Annotated in this window: 12 protein-coding genes, 1 tRNA gene and 1 pseudogene; 9 read left to right on the top strand and 5 right to left on the bottom strand. The window is 68.0% G+C overall.

The annotated features are described in order from the left end of the window. The first annotated feature begins 191 nt into the window (after nucleotides 1-191). The 6 genes from gltB (at nucleotide 192) to ACFTWF_RS25175 (ending at nucleotide 10,835) form a co-directional block, all read left to right on the top strand. A complete protein-coding gene (gltB, locus tag ACFTWF_RS25200; RefSeq protein ID WP_378463889.1) occupies nucleotides 192-4,775 on the top strand; it encodes a glutamate synthase large subunit in 4,584 nt (1,527 codons plus the stop codon). Continuing rightward, nucleotides 4,768-6,270: a glutamate synthase subunit beta gene (locus ACFTWF_RS25195; RefSeq protein ID WP_378463888.1), complete on the top strand. Its 1,503-nt coding sequence runs from the start codon at nucleotides 4,768-4,770 to the stop codon at nucleotides 6,268-6,270. Before gltB ends, ACFTWF_RS25195 begins: the two co-directional genes overlap by 8 nt. 37 nt (nucleotides 6,271-6,307) lie before the next feature. Beyond that, complete coding sequence (gene pyk / locus ACFTWF_RS25190) at nucleotides 6,308-7,726, top strand: pyruvate kinase (RefSeq protein ID WP_378463887.1); 1,419 nt, start codon at nucleotides 6,308-6,310, stop codon at nucleotides 7,724-7,726. Further along, on the top strand, nucleotides 7,727-8,605 hold the full coding sequence (locus ACFTWF_RS25185) for an acyl-CoA thioesterase (protein WP_378463886.1): 879 nt from the start codon (nucleotides 7,727-7,729) through the stop codon (nucleotides 8,603-8,605). It begins immediately after the preceding gene. A gap of 105 nt (nucleotides 8,606-8,710) precedes the next feature. After that, the gene (locus ACFTWF_RS25180) at nucleotides 8,711-8,953 is read left to right on the top strand and encodes a hypothetical protein (RefSeq protein ID WP_378463885.1); all 243 of its coding nucleotides are present in this window, start codon (nucleotides 8,711-8,713) and stop codon (nucleotides 8,951-8,953) included. A 94-nt stretch (nucleotides 8,954-9,047) separates the two neighbouring features. After that, nucleotides 9,048-10,835, top strand: coding sequence for an ABC transporter ATP-binding protein/permease (locus ACFTWF_RS25175; RefSeq protein WP_378463884.1), 1,788 nt, complete (start codon nucleotides 9,048-9,050; stop codon nucleotides 10,833-10,835). Between the two features lie 7 nt (nucleotides 10,836-10,842). On the opposite strand, the gene ACFTWF_RS25170 is transcribed toward ACFTWF_RS25175, so the two are convergent. The 3 genes from ACFTWF_RS25170 to ACFTWF_RS25160 all read right to left on the bottom strand — a co-directional run bounded on the left by ACFTWF_RS25170 (nucleotide 10,843) and on the right by ACFTWF_RS25160 (nucleotide 13,370). Then, nucleotides 10,843-11,868: a DUF4185 domain-containing protein gene (locus tag ACFTWF_RS25170; RefSeq protein WP_378463883.1), complete on the bottom strand. Its 1,026-nt coding sequence runs from the start codon at nucleotides 11,866-11,868 to the stop codon at nucleotides 10,843-10,845. Between the two features lie 18 nt (nucleotides 11,869-11,886). Beyond that, nucleotides 11,887-12,390, bottom strand: coding sequence for an SRPBCC family protein (locus tag ACFTWF_RS25165; RefSeq protein ID WP_378463882.1), 504 nt, complete (start codon nucleotides 12,388-12,390; stop codon nucleotides 11,887-11,889). A 104-nt stretch (nucleotides 12,391-12,494) separates the two neighbouring features. Beyond that, nucleotides 12,495-13,370, bottom strand: a complete 876-nt coding sequence (locus ACFTWF_RS25160; protein WP_378463881.1) for a sigma-70 family RNA polymerase sigma factor — start codon at nucleotides 13,368-13,370, stop codon at nucleotides 12,495-12,497. A gap of 98 nt (nucleotides 13,371-13,468) precedes the next feature. Between ACFTWF_RS25160 and ACFTWF_RS25155 the strand changes: the two genes are divergently transcribed. Next, nucleotides 13,469-13,924, top strand: coding sequence for a carboxymuconolactone decarboxylase family protein (locus ACFTWF_RS25155; protein ID WP_378463880.1), 456 nt, complete (start codon nucleotides 13,469-13,471; stop codon nucleotides 13,922-13,924). Between the two features lie 83 nt (nucleotides 13,925-14,007). Here ACFTWF_RS25155 and ACFTWF_RS25150 read toward each other — a convergent pair. Further along, nucleotides 14,008-14,081, bottom strand: a tRNA-Leu gene (locus ACFTWF_RS25150). Between the two features lie 100 nt (nucleotides 14,082-14,181). Here ACFTWF_RS25150 and ACFTWF_RS25145 point away from each other — a divergent pair. Then, entirely contained in the window at nucleotides 14,182-14,811 is a 630-nt protein-coding gene (locus ACFTWF_RS25145; RefSeq protein WP_378463879.1) for an ANTAR domain-containing response regulator, read from the top strand. Between the two features lie 43 nt (nucleotides 14,812-14,854). Here the strand turns inward: ACFTWF_RS25145 and ACFTWF_RS25140 are convergent. Continuing rightward, nucleotides 14,855-15,694: pseudogene (locus ACFTWF_RS25140) on the bottom strand (oxidoreductase). 110 nt (nucleotides 15,695-15,804) lie between these two features. Here ACFTWF_RS25140 and ACFTWF_RS25135 point away from each other — a divergent pair. Then, complete coding sequence (locus ACFTWF_RS25135; RefSeq protein WP_378463878.1) at nucleotides 15,805-16,365, top strand: TetR family transcriptional regulator; 561 nt, start codon at nucleotides 15,805-15,807, stop codon at nucleotides 16,363-16,365. The last annotated feature ends 142 nt before the right edge of the window (nucleotides 16,366-16,507 follow it).

Below are 16,507 nucleotides of genomic sequence, written 5' to 3'. Positions count from 1 at the left end.
CCGGGTATCCGTCCTGGTAAGCTGAGCGCGCCGGAGATATGTCCGGTTACAACCTTCACGGGCCGATGCTGTCCCGGTAGACCCCCGAAAAGCAGTTAGCGCCCGTCGTGGCGACCCCGCTAGCGGAGGCCGCCGACAGCACGTGCGGAGCGCACACTGGTGGTCTTCCTGGCCGATGTGGAGGTATATCGGTGCTGTTCTCTCAGTCGCCCGGACCCCAGGGCTTGTACGACCCGGACCAGGAAGTCGATTCCTGCGGTGTCGCCATGGTCGCGGACGTGCACGGGCGCCGCTCGCATTCCATCGTGGCCGACGGACTCCTCGCCCTCGAGAACCTCCAGCACCGTGGGGCGGCGGGCTCGGAACCGAACAGCGGAGACGGCGCCGGCATCCTGCTCCAACTCCCCACCGAGTTCTTCGAGGACGTCGCCCCGTTCGGTCTCCCCGCACCCCTCGGCGACGGCAGCAGCACCTACGCCGCGGGAATCTGCTTCCTCCCGCAGGACCACGGCGCGCGGGCGGTCGCGATGCAGCGGGTGGCCGACCTCGCCGCCGACGAGGGACTCGAGGTCCTCGGCTGGCGTGACGTTCCCGTCGACCCGGACGGCGCGGACGTCGGCTCCACGGCGCGGGACTGCGAACCCCACATGGCCCAGTTGTTCGTCGCCGGGCCCGCGGTCGGCGGAATCCGACCGGGCGGGCTCGCGCTCGACCGCCTGGTCTACCCGCTCCGCAAGCGGGCCGAGCAGGTCACTCCCGAGGTCGAGTCCGAGGGCAGCGGCGTGTACTTCCCGTCCCTGTCGAGCCGCACCCTCGTCTACAAGGGCATGCTCACCACGTCGCAGCTGGGGCGGTATTTCCCCGACCTGCGCGACCCGCGGATCGCGAGTGCGATCGCGATCGTGCACAGCCGGTTCTCGACCAACACGTTCCCGTCCTGGCCGCTCGCGCATCCCTTCCGGTTCGTCGCGCACAACGGCGAGATCAACACGGTTCGCGGCAACCGGAACCGCATGCGCGCACGGGAGGCGCTGCTGGCGAGTTCGGTGATCCCCGGCGATCTGCGCCGGCTGTACCCCATCTGCACGCCCGACGCGTCGGATTCGGCGTCGTTCGACGAGGTCCTCGAACTGCTGCACCTCGCCGGACGCAGCGTCGCGCACGCGGTGATGATGATGGTGCCGGAGGCCTGGGAGAACGACACGTCGATGTGCCCCGACCGGCGGGCGTTCTACCAGTTCCACGCGTCGCTGATGGAGGCGTGGGACGGACCGGCGTGCGTGACGTTCACCGACGGAACCGTGGTCGGAGCGGTCCTGGACCGCAACGGTCTGCGCCCGGGGCGCTGGTGGCAGACCGTCGACGGCCGGGTGGTTCTGGCCAGCGAGAGCGGTGTCCTCGACGTTCCCCAGGCGGAGGTCGTGGCGAAGGGCCGCCTGGAACCGGGGCAGATGTTTCTCGTCGACACGTCCGAGGGCCGGATCGTGCCCGACGAGGAGATCAAGATGCGGCTGGCGGCGGAGCGGCCGTACGCCGAGTGGCTGTATGCCGGTCTGCTCGAATTGAAGACGCTGCCGGACCGTCCGCACGCGCAGCACAATCACGAGTCGGTGGTGCGGCGTCAGGTGGCGTTCGGGTACACCGAGGAGGACCTGCGGATTCTGCTGGCGCCGATGGCCGCGTCCGGAGGGGAGCCGCTCGGCTCGATGGGGACGGACACCCCGATCGCCGTGATGTCGCAACGGTCCCGGTTGCTGTACGACTATTTCGTCGAACTGTTCGCACAGGTCACGAACCCGCCGCTCGACGCGATCCGCGAGGAGATCGTGACGTCGCTGTCGCGGGTCATGGGGCCCGAGCAGAATCTGCTCGAGCCGACCGCGGCGTCCTGCCGGCAGATCGTGCTGCCGTGGCCGGTGCTCGACAACGAAGAGCTGAACAAGATCATCCACGTCAACGCGGACGGCAACCATCCCGGGCTGGCCGCGGCGGTGCTGCGCGCGCTGTACGACGTGGAGCGCGGCGGTGCGGGGATGGCCGAGGCGATCGAGGAGTTGCGGGCCCAGGCGAGCGCCGCGATCGCGGACGGCTACCGGACGCTGGTGATCTCGGACCGCGACTCCGACCACACCCGCGCGCCGATCCCGTCGCTGCTGGCGGTGGCCGCGGTGCACCATCACCTGGTGCGCACGAAGGAACGCACGAAGGTGGCGTTGGTCGTCGAATCCGGTGACGCCCGCGAGGTCCACCACCTCGCGCTGCTCATCGGGTACGGGGCGGCGGCCGTCAACCCGTACCTCGCGATGGAGTCGATCGACGACCTCGTGTCGGAAGGCGAACTCACCGGAGTCGAGCACACGATCGCCGTGCGGAACTACCTCACCGCGCTCGGCAAGGGTGTGCTGAAGGTGATGTCGAAGATGGGCATCTCCACCGTCGGCTCGTACACGGCGGCGCAGGTGTTCGAGGCGATCGGCCTGGACCGCGACCTCGTCCACGAGTACTTCACCGGCACCGTGAGCAAACTCGGCGGTGCGGGTCTCGACGAGATCGCCCGCGAGGTGATGGTCCGGCACCGGCAGGCCTACCCGGACAATCCGGCGGAGTTCGCCCACCGGCGGCTCGAGGACGGCGGCGAGTACCAGTTCCGCCGTGACGGCGAACTGCACCTGTTCACTCCCGAGACGGTGTTCCTGCTGCAGCACGCCACCCGCACGGGCCGGCACGAGGTGTTCGCGAAATACAGCGACGAGGTGAACCGCCTCGCGGAGGCCGGTGGCGCACTGCGCGGATTGTTCACGTTCCGGGAGGGTGTGCGCCCGCCGGTGCCGCTGGACGAGGTGGAGCCGGCCGAGCGGATCGTCACCCGGTTCAACACCGGCGCGATGAGCTACGGCTCGATCTCGGCCGAGGCACACGAGACGATGGCCGTCGCGATGAACAACCTCGGCGGACGGTCCAATTCGGGTGAGGGCGGCGAGAACGTCGACCGCCTCTACGATCCGTCGCGGCGCAGCGCCGTCAAGCAGGTCGCGAGTGGGCGGTTCGGGGTCACCAGCGACTACCTGATCAACGCCAGCGACATCCAGATCAAGATGGCGCAGGGCGCCAAGCCCGGCGAGGGCGGCCAGCTGCCGGCGTACAAGGTGTATCCGTGGGTGGCCGAGACCCGGCACTCGACGCCGGGAGTCGGACTGATCTCGCCGCCACCGCACCACGACATCTATTCGATCGAGGATCTCGCCCAGCTGATCCACGACCTGAAGAACGCCAACGATCGGGCGCGGGTCCACGTGAAGCTGGTCAGCTCGGTGGGCGTGGGTACGGTGGCCGCCGGGGTCAGCAAGGCGCACGCCGACGTGGTCCTCATCTCCGGCAATGACGGCGGCACCGGCGCCACTCCGCTGACGTCGATGAAGCATGCGGGGGCGCCGTGGGAGATCGGCCTGGCCGATGCCCAGCAGACGCTCGTGCTCAACGGTCTGCGCGACCGCATCACCGTGCAGTGCGACGGCGGGATGCGCACCGCACGGGACGTCGTGATCGCGGCACTGCTGGGTGCGGAGGAATTCGGGTTCTCGACCGCCCCGCTGATCGTGGCCGGGTGCATCATGATGCGGGTCTGCCACCTCGACACCTGCCCGGTGGGCGTCGCCACCCAGAACCCGGAACTGCGCAAGCGCTACACCGGCAAACCGGAATTCGTGGAGGAGTTCTTCCGGTTCGTCGCCGAGGACGTGCGACAGTACCTGGCCGACCTCGGGTTCCGCAGCATCGACGAGGCCGTCGGACACGCGGACGTCCTCGAGACCGCACAGGGGATCGCGCACTGGAAGAATCGCGGACTCGATCTCGGTCCCGTGTTCGCCGTCCCCACCGGGCCGGACGGGACGCCGCTGTCGCAGCGGCGACGCAACCGCGACCAGGACCACGGACTGGATCGGGCACTGGACCGCACCCTCATCCAGTTGGCGGAGGGCGCGCTCGAGGACGCCCACGCCGTCGAGATCGAGATGCCGGTCCGCAACGTCAACCGGACCGTCGGCACGCTGCTCGGCGCCGAGGTCACCCGGCGCTACGGCGCCGCCGGGTTGCCGGACGACACGATCCGGCTCACGTTCACCGGGTCGGCCGGGCAGTCGCTGGGCGCGTTCCTGCCCCCGGGCATCACCATCGACCTGACCGGCGACGCCAACGACTACGTCGGCAAGGGATTGTCGGGTGGGCGGATCGTCGTCCGCCCTGCCGACGACGTCCTGTTCGTACCGGAAACCCAGGTGATCGCCGGCAACACCCTGCTCTACGGCGCCACGTCGGGGGAGTTGTACCTCCGGGGGCGGGTCGGCGAACGCTTCTCGGTGCGGAACTCGGGCGCGTCGGCGGTGGTGGAGGGGGTCGGCGACCACGCCTGCGAGTACATGACGGGCGGACGGGTGGTGATCCTCGGACCGACCGGGCGGAACCTCGCGGCCGGCATGTCCGGCGGCATCGCGTACGTCCTCGACCTGGACCCGGCGGACGTCAACCCGGCCATGGTCACGCTCCTGCAACCCGACCCGGACGACCTCGACTGGTTGCGCGGCGCGGTGACCCGGCACCACCGGTGGACGGGGTCGGCGGTGGCCGCGTCGGTGCTGGCCGACTGGCCGCGGCGGTCCGCGTTGTTCACCAAGGTGATGCCGGTGGACTACCAGCGGGTGCTGGACGCGACCCGGATGGCCAAGGCCGAGGGACTCGACGTCGACACTGCGATCATGGAGGCGGCACGTGGCTGATCCACAGGGCTTTCTGCACATCGTGAAGAAGGAGGCGCGCAAGCGCCCGGTCGCGGAGCGGGTGCACGACTGGGACGAGGTGTACGCGCCGCAGAGTCCGGCGGAGCGGGCGGCGGAGGTGTCCGAGCAGGCCGCGCGGTGCATGGATTGCGGAATTCCGTTCTGCCACTCGGGGAGTGCGGGCTGCCCGCTGGGCAACCTGATCCCGGAGTGGAACGACCTCGTGCGCCGCGGTCGCTGGTCGGCGGCGAGTGAACGGCTGCACGCCACCAACAACTTCCCGGAGTTCACGGGACGGGTGTGCCCGGCGCCGTGCGAGTCGGCATGTGTGCTGTCGCTCGCCGACACGCACACGACGGGCAGCGTGACCATCAAACGGATCGAGCAGGCCATCGCCGATGTGGCGTGGGAATCCGGCACGGTGGTGCCGAAGCCGCCGATGATCGCGACGGGCCGCACGGTCGCGGTGGTCGGGTCCGGCCCGGCCGGCCTCGCGGCGGCCCAGCAACTGACCCGCGCGGGACACGACGTCACCGTCTACGAGCGCGACGACCGGCTCGGGGGACTGCTGCGGTACGGCATCCCGGAATTCAAGATGGAGAAGGCGATCCTCGATCAGCGTCTCATGCAGATGCGCGCCGAGGGCACCCACTTCGTCACCGACTGCGAGGTCGGCGTCGACCTCACAGTGGAGCAGATGCGTGAGAAGTTCGACGCCGTCGTGCTCGCGATCGGTGCCCTGCGCGCCCGCGACAACACGTCCGTCGAGGGCCGCGAGCTGAACGGGATCCACCTCGCGATGGAACATCTCGTGACCTCGAACAAGGAATGCGAGGGGGACGGGCCCGCCTCGATCACGGCCAGGGGCAAGCACGTCGTCATCATCGGCGGCGGCGACACCGGGGCCGACTGCCTCGGAACGGCGCACCGTCAGGGCGCGCTGTCGGTGACCCAACTGGACTACAACCCGGAGTTGCCGACGGAACGGGACGAGGCCGCGACCCCCTGGCCGGCATGGCCGATGGTGCTGCGCACGTCGCCGGCGCACGCCGAGGGCGGTGTCCGCCGGTACCAGGTCGCGGTGCAGCGATTCCTCGGCGACGACAACGGGAACGTCCGATCCATGGTGCTCGCCGAGGTGCAGGTCACCCGCGAGGACGGCAAACGCACCATCACCCCGGTCGGCGAGGAAATCGAATTGCCGTGCGAACTGGCGCTTTTCGCGATCGGGTTCGAGGGCGTCGACCTCGGGCCGCTGCTCGACGACTACGGGTTGTCGCCCACCCGGCGCGGTGCGCTGTCCTGCGGACCCGACTGGCAGACCACCGCGCCCGGCGTCTTCGTCTGCGGGGACGCGCACCGCGGCGCCTCGCTCGTCGTGTGGGCGATCGCGGAGGGCCGGTCCGCGGCGCACGCCGTCGACGTGTATCTGACGGGGGCGTCGGACCTGCCGTCGCCGGTGCATCCGACGGCGCTCCCGCTGGCAGTCGTCTAAATGGAGAAGGGCGCGCCGGGCGACTAGGCTCGAGGCCGTGAACCGACGCACGAAGATCGTATGCACACTTGGACCTGCTACCGCCACCGGTGACCGTATTCGCGAACTCGTCGAAAGCGGTATGGACGTGGCCCGGCTGAATTTCAGCCACGGAGATCATTCCGACCACGAGGAGAACTACAAGCGGGTGCGGGCCGCCTCGGATGCGACGGGCAAGGCCGTCGGTGTCCTCGCGGACCTGCAGGGTCCGAAGATCCGGCTCGGCCGGTTCGCCGAGGACCGCACCACGTGGGCCGACGGGGAGGTCGTGCGGATCACCGTCGACGACGTCGAGGGCACCCACGACCGGGTCTCGACGACCTACAAGCAGCTCGCCGAGGACGCCAGGCCGGGTGATCGGCTGCTCGTCGACGACGGCAAGGTCGGTCTCGTCGTCACCGGGGTCGAGGGCAACGACGTGGTGTGCCGGGTCACCGAGGGTGGTCCGGTGTCCAACAACAAGGGTGTGTCGCTGCCGGGGATGAACGTGTCGGTCCCGGCGCTGTCGGAGAAGGACATCGCGGACCTCGAGTTCGCGCTCGGCCTCGGTGTCGATTTCATCGCGTTGTCGTTCGTGCGGTCCCCGGCGGATGTGGAGCTGGTGCACGCGGTGATGGACCGGGTCGGCCGCCGGATCCCGGTGATCGCGAAGCTGGAGAAGCCGGAGGCTATCGACAACCTCGAGGCGATCGTGCTGGCGTTCGACGCGGTGATGGTCGCGCGCGGTGACCTGGGGGTGGAGTTGCCGCTCGAGCAGGTGCCGTTGGTGCAGAAGCGGGCCATTCAGATCGCGCGGGAGAACGCGAAGCCGGTGATCGTGGCCACGCAGATGCTGGAGTCGATGATCGAGAATTCGCGGCCGACGCGGGCGGAGGCGTCCGATGTGGCGAACGCCGTCCTCGACGGTGCGGATGCGGTGATGCTGTCCGGGGAGACGTCGGTCGGCAAGTATGTGATGGAGACGGTGCGCACGATGGCGCGGATCGTGGAGGCGGTCGAGCACGAGTCGACGCAGGTGCCGCCGTTGACGCATGTGCCGCGGACCAAGCGGGGGGTCATCTCGTATGCGGCCCGGGACATCGGGGAGCGTCTGGATGCGAAGGCGTTGGTGGCGTTCACGCAGTCCGGGGACACGGTGCGCCGGTTGGCGCGGTTGCACACGCCGTTGCCGTTGCTGGCGTTCACGCCGTTGCCGGAGGTGCGCAGTCAGTTGTCGCTGACGTGGGGCACGGAGACGTTCATCGTCGATCCGGTCGACAGCACCGACGCGATGGTGCGTCAGGTCGACCACGCGCTGTTGGGGTTGGGCCGGTACCAGAAGGGTGAGTTGGTGGTCATCGTCGCCGGTTCCCCGCCGGGCACCGTAGGCTCGACCAACCTGATCCACGTCCACAGAATCGGCGAAGAGGACCACTAGGTGAGCGAAGTCGCGGCGAAGTCCGATCTCCAGACCCTGCTCGAACTTCTCGATCTCGAGAAGACCGGCGAGGACACATACAGAGGTCGGCATCCCGCGCAGGTGGGTAGCCGGACGTTCGGCGGCCAGTTGATCTCTCAGGCACTGGTCGCCGCCGGCCGCACCGTCAGCGGCGACCGGGCCGTGCACGCGGTCAACGCCCACTTCATCCGTGGCGGCAACGTCAAGGAACCCATCGAGTACCGCGTCGAACGGCACCGCGACGGCCGGGCCTTCGCGAACCGGCAGGTCACCGCGTTGCAGGACGGGCAAGAACTGTTCGTCATGCTGGCGGCGTTCCAGGACTGGGGCAAGGGACTCGAGCACGCGGTCGAGGTGCCCGACGTCCCGTTCCCGGACACGCTCCCGCCGCTCGGCGACCACTTCATGGGGTACGAGGACCGACTGAAGATGTTCGTCGACGCGCTCAAGCCGATCGACATGCGCTACGCGAACGACCCCTCGTGGATCCTCAAGGGCACGGGGGAGAAGCTCACCCACAACCGGGTCTGGATGAAATCGGACGGCGACCTCCCCGACGATCCGCTGATCCATGTGGCCGTCATGGGGTACTCGTCGGACACCACGGTCCTCGATTCCATCATCACCACCCACGGATTGTCGTGGGGGCTCGACCGGATCGTCGCGGCCACCGTCAACCATTCCATCTGGTTCCACCGGCCGTTCCGGTTCGACGACTGGACGCTCTACGCCACCGAGTCGCCGGTCGCGGCGGGCTCCCGCGGCCTCGCGACGGGCAGGTTCTTCTCCCTCGACGGCGAACTCCTGGCCACCGTGGTCCAGGAGGGCCTGATCCGCCACTTCCCGCCGCGGACGTAGAGACCCCGCCATTCCTTTGCCACCGAACGGCTTTGAACGGTAGTTCAACCAGTGGCCGCGGCGTATGGTCGGTCAGGAATCTCCTCAACGGAACGGACGTGCACGATGAGCGCAGACGAACCCGATCAGAAGAACGCCGGCCGGGAGACCGAAATCCCCGTCCCCGACGACGAGGCGATCGCCGAAGCCAAGAAGAAGATGGAAGAGATCGACGCGCGCTACGAGCCGGGCGCCCGGGAGACGGTCGTCCTGCCCGGCTCCGACGGCACGGTGTCGGGCACTGCCTTCGACGACTACGTCGACGACGAGGGCAACCTGAAAAAGCCTGAGCCGGAGAAGGGCTCGTAGACACTGCGCGTATCTCTCGCCCAGCACCCGCGTGCGGGGTTAGACTTCGCCATCTTTTCTGGTGAGTTTCACCTCGTGATCGGGGATATGGGTCGTGGACTGGAACAACGTGGTGTGGGACAGCTCGATGTGGCTGCTGAAGGCCTACGTCATGACTGTCGTGGTGTTCGTCGTCGTGATCGTGCTGCTGGCGCGGTTCACCAGATGGGGTAGGCAGTTCTGGCGCTTCGCCGCGCCCTACTTCGATCCGCGGCGGAGCCTCAAGCCGCTGGTGATCCTGGCGGTGCTGCTCCTGTCGACCGTCTTCGCGGTGCGGATGACCGTGCTGTTCTCCTACTGGTACAACGACTTCTACGATTCGATCCAGAATCTGGACGAGACCGCGTTCTGGCACTTCCTCCGCGTGTTCGCGATTCTGGCGACGGTCCACGTGGTGCGGGCCCTGATCGAGTACGTGATCGGCCAGACCCTCGACATCGACTGGCGGACATGGCTCAACCATCATCTCGTCGACGACTGGCTCGACAGCCGCGCCTACTACCGCGACCGGTTCCTGGCCGATGCGATCGACAACCCGGATCAGCGCATCCAGGCCGACATCACCAACTTCGTGACGACGTCCCGCACGCTGTCGATGGGTGCGGTGACGGCGGTGCTGTCGATCGTGTCCTTCACGGGCATCCTGTGGGATCTGTCCGGCCCGATGACGGTGTTCGGGGTGGAGATCTCGCGGGCGATGATCTTCCTCGTCTACATCTACGTCCTGGTGACCACGGCGGTGGCGTTCTGGATCGGCAAGCCGCTCATCAAGCTGAACTTCCTCAACGAGAAACTCGGCGCCAACTTCCGTTACGCACTGATCCGGGTGCGGGAGTACGGCGAGAGCATCGCGTTCTTCCGTGGGGAGAACGTCGAGCGCCGCACCCTCGCCGGCCGGTTCGCCGACGTCATCCGCAACATGTGGCACATCGTCTTCCGGACCTTGAAGTTCAGCGGATGGAACCTCACCGTCAACCAGACGGCCGTCATCTTCCCGTTCCTCGTGCAGGGTCCGCGGCTGTTCACCGGTCAGGTGTCGCTCGGTGACGTGATGCAGACGTCGCAGGCCTTCGGTCAGGTCCACGACTCGCTGTCCTTCTTCCGCGAATCGTATGCGGACTTCGCGAGTTTCCGTGCCACCCTCATCCGACTCAACGGCCTCGCCAACGACAACCAGCACGCCGACGAACTTCCGGTCCTGAAGACCGGCAAGTCGGGCGACGACCTCCAGGTGGAGAAGCTGGACGTCCGCATCCCGACGGGGGAGACGCTCATCGAGGGCCTCGCGCTCACGGTGAGCCCGGGCCAGTCGTTGCTGGTCAAGGGTCCCTCGGGGTCGGGCAAGACCACTCTTCTCCGCACCCTCGCGGATCTGTGGCCCTATGCCGACGGCACCGTGTCCCGGCCGTCGGGGGAGGCGATCTTCCTCTCGCAGCGGCCGTACCTTCCGCTCGGTTCCCTGCGGACGGCGCTGGCATACCCGAAGGAGCCGTCGGCGGCCGACGACGCCGTGCGTGACGCGCTGACGAAGGTGTCGCTCGGCAATCTGGGTGATCGGCTCGACGAGATCGCCGACTGGACGCGAATCCTGTCGCCGGGTGAGCAGCAACGTCTCTCGTTCGCGCGGGTACTGATCGCCCGTCCCGCGGTGATCTTCCTCGACGAGGCCACGTCGGCGATCGACGAGGGCCTCGAGCACACGCTCTACACCCTGCTCGGGACCGAACTCCCGAACAGCATCGTGGTGAGCGTCGGGCATCGCAGCACCCTGAACCAGTTCCACTCCCGTGGGGTGGAACTGGAGGGCGAGGGCCGGTGGACGGAGTCGGAACTCGTCGGGTGAGGGCGAGCTACCGTACGTCCAGCCGGGTCCTGAACTGCAGAACCCGGTAGGGATCTCCGGTGGTCGTGTTCCATTGCGACACAAGCAGATGCAGGTCGTCTGCTGTCGATGCGGGATGGATGTAACCGCCGTAGATCTGCGCCCACGTTCCGTCCGCGGCACCCCAGTCGCCGCCGGCGACCTGCACGGTCGGCGCCGACCACGGACCGTCGATACGCTCCGCGGTGCGGGTGACGATCGCGTAGGCGGCGGGATCGAAGTACGCGAGGACCCAGATGCCCTCGATGTTCCGCAGGCACATTTCGCCGACGGGTCCCGGCAGGATCGGTGTCGCGGGCTGTCCCCAGGCCCAGTTCGCGGCGGGGTTCCAGCCCCAGTCCTCGTAGGCCGCCGGATCGAGGATGTGCGATTCGGGGACCCGCCGCAGGATCATCCCGCGCGGATTCTCGCGGTCGAACGCACTGGAGATCACGTACACGTAGCCGTCGCGGCGTTCCATCGTCCACAGTTGGTCGAGCGAGCCGCCGCGGTTGTCCCAGCGGGCGTCGGTCCGGTGCCAATTCTCGCCGCAGTCGTCGGTGTAGGCGAGATAGGTGAAGTTCGTGGGCCAGTCGGCAGACCTCCACGAGTGCACACTGACGACGGACAGATACGTCCGGTCGCCGATCGTGACGGCGTCCGCGGGAACGACGGTGAACTCACTGCCCGGCGAATCCCGGTCGGGGAGTTCGCGTACGTCGTGGGCGTTGGGGAGGATCTCCCGCGCCGTCCTGCCGCCTGCGGCGGAGTCGAACCCGACCCCACCGCGGAGATCGGTTGTGGTGGAACGCAACATGACGGGACTGCGCCATCCACGGGGCCGTCGGCCGGGTGAGCTGAACGTGTCGCCGAAGAAGAACGCGACGCTGCCGTCGGCCAGGCGCACGGGACAGCCGAGATCGGTGCCGTGCACACCCCATCGCCGCGTCGCCGTGCCGGTGACCTCCGTGACGAAGGTGGCTGCCGGTGTGGTGGCGCTGCCCGGGATAGGCACTCCTCCGTGTCGTTGTGGTCAGGAGGTCTTGCGATACGACGAGGCGAGTTCGTCGGCGCGATCCCACGGCGACCAGTCGACCTCGCGGCCGTCGAGCTGAGCCTCGACCACTTCGAGTCCTGCATGCCAGCCGGCGGCGTGTGCGTAGGCGGATTCTTCTTCCTCGACGGTGTGGGTGAGTGTCAGCCAGCAGCCGCCACTGCCGTCGGGAACGAGCTCCCAGTGCAGCGTCTCGGCGTCCCACAGGTACTCGAGAATGTGTGCGGGGTGAACCGAGATGACCGTACCGGTGGTGGTCTGATCTGCAGGTAGTCCGAATCGGCTCACCTGCTCCGGAGTGACCCGGAACACGAGCTCGGCGCCCGGGGTGAGATCGAATTCGACGTCGGCGGGGAACCAGGCCTTCAGGTACTGCGGGTCGGTGAGAACACGCCACACCTTCTCCGGCGAGTGCGAGAGCGCTTGCTGGAATCGAAGGGCTACCCGCCCGTCGTAGGTGAATGTGACGGTGCCGAGCTCCATGGGTGACCTCCGTGCTCGAGGGCGTACCTGTCCCACCATGGTACTGGCAGGACGGCGCAGAACCCCAGAATCGGCCACAAAAAACCGCCGCTACCTGCGGATCGTCAGTCGGTGACCAGTGGCAGGCCCAGATGCTGCAGACGGTCCGGGTCGGCGAGGATGTCGATCCGCGCAATCTTTCCGTCCGCGACGGTGAACGCCATGACGGACATGGCAGTTCCGTCGGGTGCGGCCACCACCCCGGCAGTGCCGTTCACCAGGGCGAGCCGGGCGAACGGGGCGAAGCGCGAGAACGTGAGGGCCTGCTCGGTGACGGCCCGGGCGCCGCGCACCACGCCGGATCCGTCTGCGCCGCGGTCGGCCCGCAGGACGATGTCCGGGTCGAGCAACTCCAGCAGCGAATCGAACCGTCCGTCCCGCGCCGCGGCCATGAATGCCTCGACGATTTCTCGCTGGCGGACGAGGTCGGCATCCGGGACCGGTCCCGACCCCTGCACCCGGCGGCGCGCGCGGCTCGCGAGTTGGCGGGAGGCGCCGGGGGTCCGCCCGGCGATCGGAGCGATCTCGTCGAACGACAGGGCGAACATGTCGTGCAACACGAACGTGAGTCGTTCGGCCGGCGTCAAGGTGTCGAGGACCACCATCAGGGCGAGCCCGACGGAGTCACCGAGCACGGCCTCCTGCTCGGGATCGGCGCCGTCGACCGCGCTCACGATCGGATCCGGCACGTGGGCGTCCAGGGACTCCTCGCGGCGCGTCGTTCGCGCGCGGAGCATGTCGAGGCAGACCCGCGCGACGACCGTCGTCAACCAGCCACGCAGGTTTTCCACCTCCGCCGTCTCGCTGCGGCTGAGCCGGAGCCAGCCCTCCTGCACGGCGTCCTCCGCCTCGCTCAGCGAGCCGAGCATCCGATACGCGACCGCTTTCAGATGAATGCGGTTCTGCTCGAAGCGTCGCGCCAGAAACTCGTTGTCGTCCATCTGTCACATTCCCTCGTCGCGGTCCGTCATAACAGTGACGAACGAAAACAAGCCGAGGTGACATCACATCACCCGAATACAGTTGGAGGCAGGCAATCATGAAAGCCCGGATGACCAATCCCGCGATGATCGTTCCCGACGCCATGACGGCACTCCTCGCGCTGGGGAAGGCGACCGCGAAGGCGAACGTGCCGCCGGTGACCCACGCGCTCGTGCACTTGCGGTCGAGCCAGATCAACGGCTGCAGCGTGTGCGTGGACATGCACGCGCGCGAACTGGAGAAGGAGGGGGAGACCAACGAGCGGATCTTCGCGGTCGCGGCGTGGCGGGAGGCGCCGTACTTCACCGACGCCGAACGCGCGGCCCTGGCACTGGCCGAGTCGATGACCCGGTTGAGCGATCGCGCGGACGCCGTACCCGACCACGTGTGGGACGAGGCCACCCGGCACTACGACGAGAAGGATCTCGCGGCGCTGGTCCTGTCGATCGCCACCGTGAACCTGTGGAACCGCCTCAACGCCGCCACCCGGCAGATCGCGGGCGCGCAGTGGTAGCGGGAACGCCGTAGCGGGGGACCAAACGGGAATCGCAGGTCGGAGAAAGCATCCGACCTGCGATTCGCGGTACATCCTGGCAGTGCCCTCGGTGAGACTCGAACTCACACTGGACGGGTTTTGAATCCGTTTCCTCTGCCAATTGGGATACGAGGGCGTGTTGCGCTGTACCACTGTAGAAGATCGTCGTCGGGAGTCAACCACCGGTACCCTTCTAACGTTCGCTCCCCGCGCCGGGGTCGTTCGAGCAGAGGAGAATGGTGGCCATGAACGCTCCCCAGCAGCAAGGTGTGCCGTCGCAGCCGCGGCGGGTCGTGGTGGCCGAGGACGAGGCGCTGATCAGGCTCGATCTCGTCGAGATGCTGCGGGAAGAGGGCTACGACGTGGTCGGTGAGGCGGGGGACGGGCAGGCCGCGGTCGATCTGGCGGTGGAGCTCAAACCCGATCTCGTGATCATGGACGTGAAGATGCCCCGACGGGACGGCATCGACGCGGCGTCGGAGATCGCGGCGAAACGCATTGCGCCCGTGGTCATTCTCACAGCGTTCAGTCAGCGCGAGCTGGTGGAGCGGGCGCGCGACGCCGGGGCGATGGCGTATCTGGTCAAGCCGTTCTCCGTGGCCGACCTGGTGCCCGCGGTCGAGTTGGCGGCGAGCCGGTTCAAGGAGGTGACCGCGCTCGAGCGCGAGATCTCCGATCTGTCCGAGCGTCTGGAGACCCGCAAGGTCGTCGAGCGGGCCAAAGGCGTGTTGATGGAGAAGCAGTCGCTGACCGAGCCCGAAGCGTTCAAGTGGATCCAGCGCGCCGCGATGGACCGCCGGTCGACCATGAAGGCGGTCGCGCAGGTGGTCCTCGAAACCCTCGGCGGGGAAGCGCCTGCCGGCTGATTCGTGAGATCGGCGACAGCCGCTGCGTTTTCGCCGCCGCGGGTCAGACGCCGGCGGGAAAGTCCGCGGCGCGGCTGACGTCGGCCCACCGCCGGGCCTCGGCGGCGCGTTCGCGGGACGACTTCTCGGCGAGGTCGACGGCGCCGGCCCCGAGCAGTAGTCGCAGCGGGGCGTCCTCGGCGGCAACCACATCCATGATCACCCGGGCGGCCCGGGCCGGGTCGCCGGCCTGGGTGCCGTCGGCGTCCTCCCGGTAGCGGTTCATCGCGCCGACGGTCGCCTCGTAGTCGGGACCGACGGAACTGCGCTGCATCGACGAACCCTGCCAGTCGGTGCGGAACGCTCCCGGTTCCACGATGAGCACCCGCACACCGAACGGCTTCACCTCCGCCGCCAGGACTTCGGAGAATCCCTCGACGGCGAATTTCGCGGCCTGATAGGCGCTCAGCCCCGGCGTGCCGCCGACGCGACCTCAGACGGAGGAGAACTGCACGAAGCTGCCGCTGCGTTGCTCGCGCAGGATCGGCAGTGCGGCGCGGGTGACGTTGACGACACCGAAGAAGTTGGCGTCGACCTGCTGCCGGAAGTCCTCGTCGTCCATTTCCTCGATCGGGGCACTGTTGGCGTAGCCGGCATTGTTCACCACCACGTCGAGGCTCCCGAACCCCTCGACGGCCGTCGCGACGGCGGCGCGGGCGGCCGCGGCGTCGGTGACATCCAGGGCGACCGTCCGGACCCGGTCACCGAACGCGTCGACCAGGTCGTTCAGCTGCTCGGGTCGCCGTGCGGTCGCGACGACGTTGTCGCCGGCGGCGAGGATCGCGGTCACGAGTTCCCTGCCGAAACCGCGTGAGCTTCCGGTGACGAGCCAGGTCTTGGCCATGGTGTTCTCCCTCGACGTGCTTGCAACTGACTGGTTGGTTGCCGACGGATTCCATGAAACACCCGCCGGGTGACGCTGTCAACCAACTATTTGGTTGCTAGCCTGGTGCCATGGTGCGCGACGCAGAGGCAACGAAGAAGCGGCTACTGGACGCGGCGGCGGCCGAGTTCGCCGAGTTCGGCATCGCGGGGGCGCGGGTCGACCGCATCGCGCTGGCCGCCAAGGCGAACAAGTCGATGATCTACGCCTACTTCGGCGACAAGGGCCAGTTGTTCGACGCCGTCTTCGCCGCTCACGTGGTGGCCTTCACCGAGCAGGTACGGTTCGACGCCACCGACCTCCCCGGTTACGCGGGACGCTCCTTCGACCTGTACGAAGACAACCCGGCGACGCTCCGGCTCGCCACCTGGTACCAGCTCGAGCGTCCCGACGGTGAGCCGCTGCAGGTGGTGGTGGCGTCCAACCGCTCGAAGCTCGCCGACATCGAGCGGGCGCAGCGGGACGGGGTGCTGCCCACCCGATTCGAGCCCGTGGAACTGCTCGCCGTCGTCCGGTCCGTCGCGATGTCCTGGCACACGCAGACACCGGAACTCGGCGCGGCGGCCCCCGCGGACCGGGCCCGCCGACGGCAGGTGGTCGTCGACTCCGTGCGCCGTCTCGTCGCCGTCTGAGGAGCGTCACGCTACGTCCGCGTAAACACTCGTCCTTTTCAGATCACAGTAAGGTCACGAGCCTTTCCGGACGGATCGCGAATGCCGCCGGACCGCTAGCGTCTGATCCCACAGCGGACGCCGACTCGGGTGGCGCCCGTAC

It is taken from the genome of Rhodococcus sp. NPDC056960 (assembly GCF_042674125.1).
GTDB lineage: Bacteria > Actinomycetota > Actinomycetes > Mycobacteriales > Mycobacteriaceae > Rhodococcus_F.
The sequence above is the reverse complement of the archived record's forward strand: the minus strand, read 5'-3'. Positions and strand labels throughout refer to the sequence as shown.

What these genes read in the sequence shown, in the direction of transcription:
- ACFTWF_RS25180 (WP_378463885.1), top strand. Translation starts at nt 8,711, where the DNA reads ATGAGCGCAGACGAACCCGATCAGAAGAACGCCGGCCGGGAGACCGAA.
- ACFTWF_RS25165 (WP_378463882.1), bottom strand. Translation starts at nt 12,390, where the DNA reads ATGGAGCTCGGCACCGTCACATTCACCTACGACGGGCGGGTAGCCCTT.
- ACFTWF_RS25160 (WP_378463881.1), bottom strand. Translation starts at nt 13,370, where the DNA reads ATGGACGACAACGAGTTTCTGGCGCGACGCTTCGAGCAGAACCGCATT.
- ACFTWF_RS25155 (WP_378463880.1), top strand. Translation starts at nt 13,469, where the DNA reads ATGAAAGCCCGGATGACCAATCCCGCGATGATCGTTCCCGACGCCATG.
- ACFTWF_RS25145 (WP_378463879.1), top strand. Translation starts at nt 14,182, where the DNA reads ATGGTGGCCATGAACGCTCCCCAGCAGCAAGGTGTGCCGTCGCAGCCG.
- ACFTWF_RS25135 (WP_378463878.1), top strand. Translation starts at nt 15,805, where the DNA reads ATGGTGCGCGACGCAGAGGCAACGAAGAAGCGGCTACTGGACGCGGCG.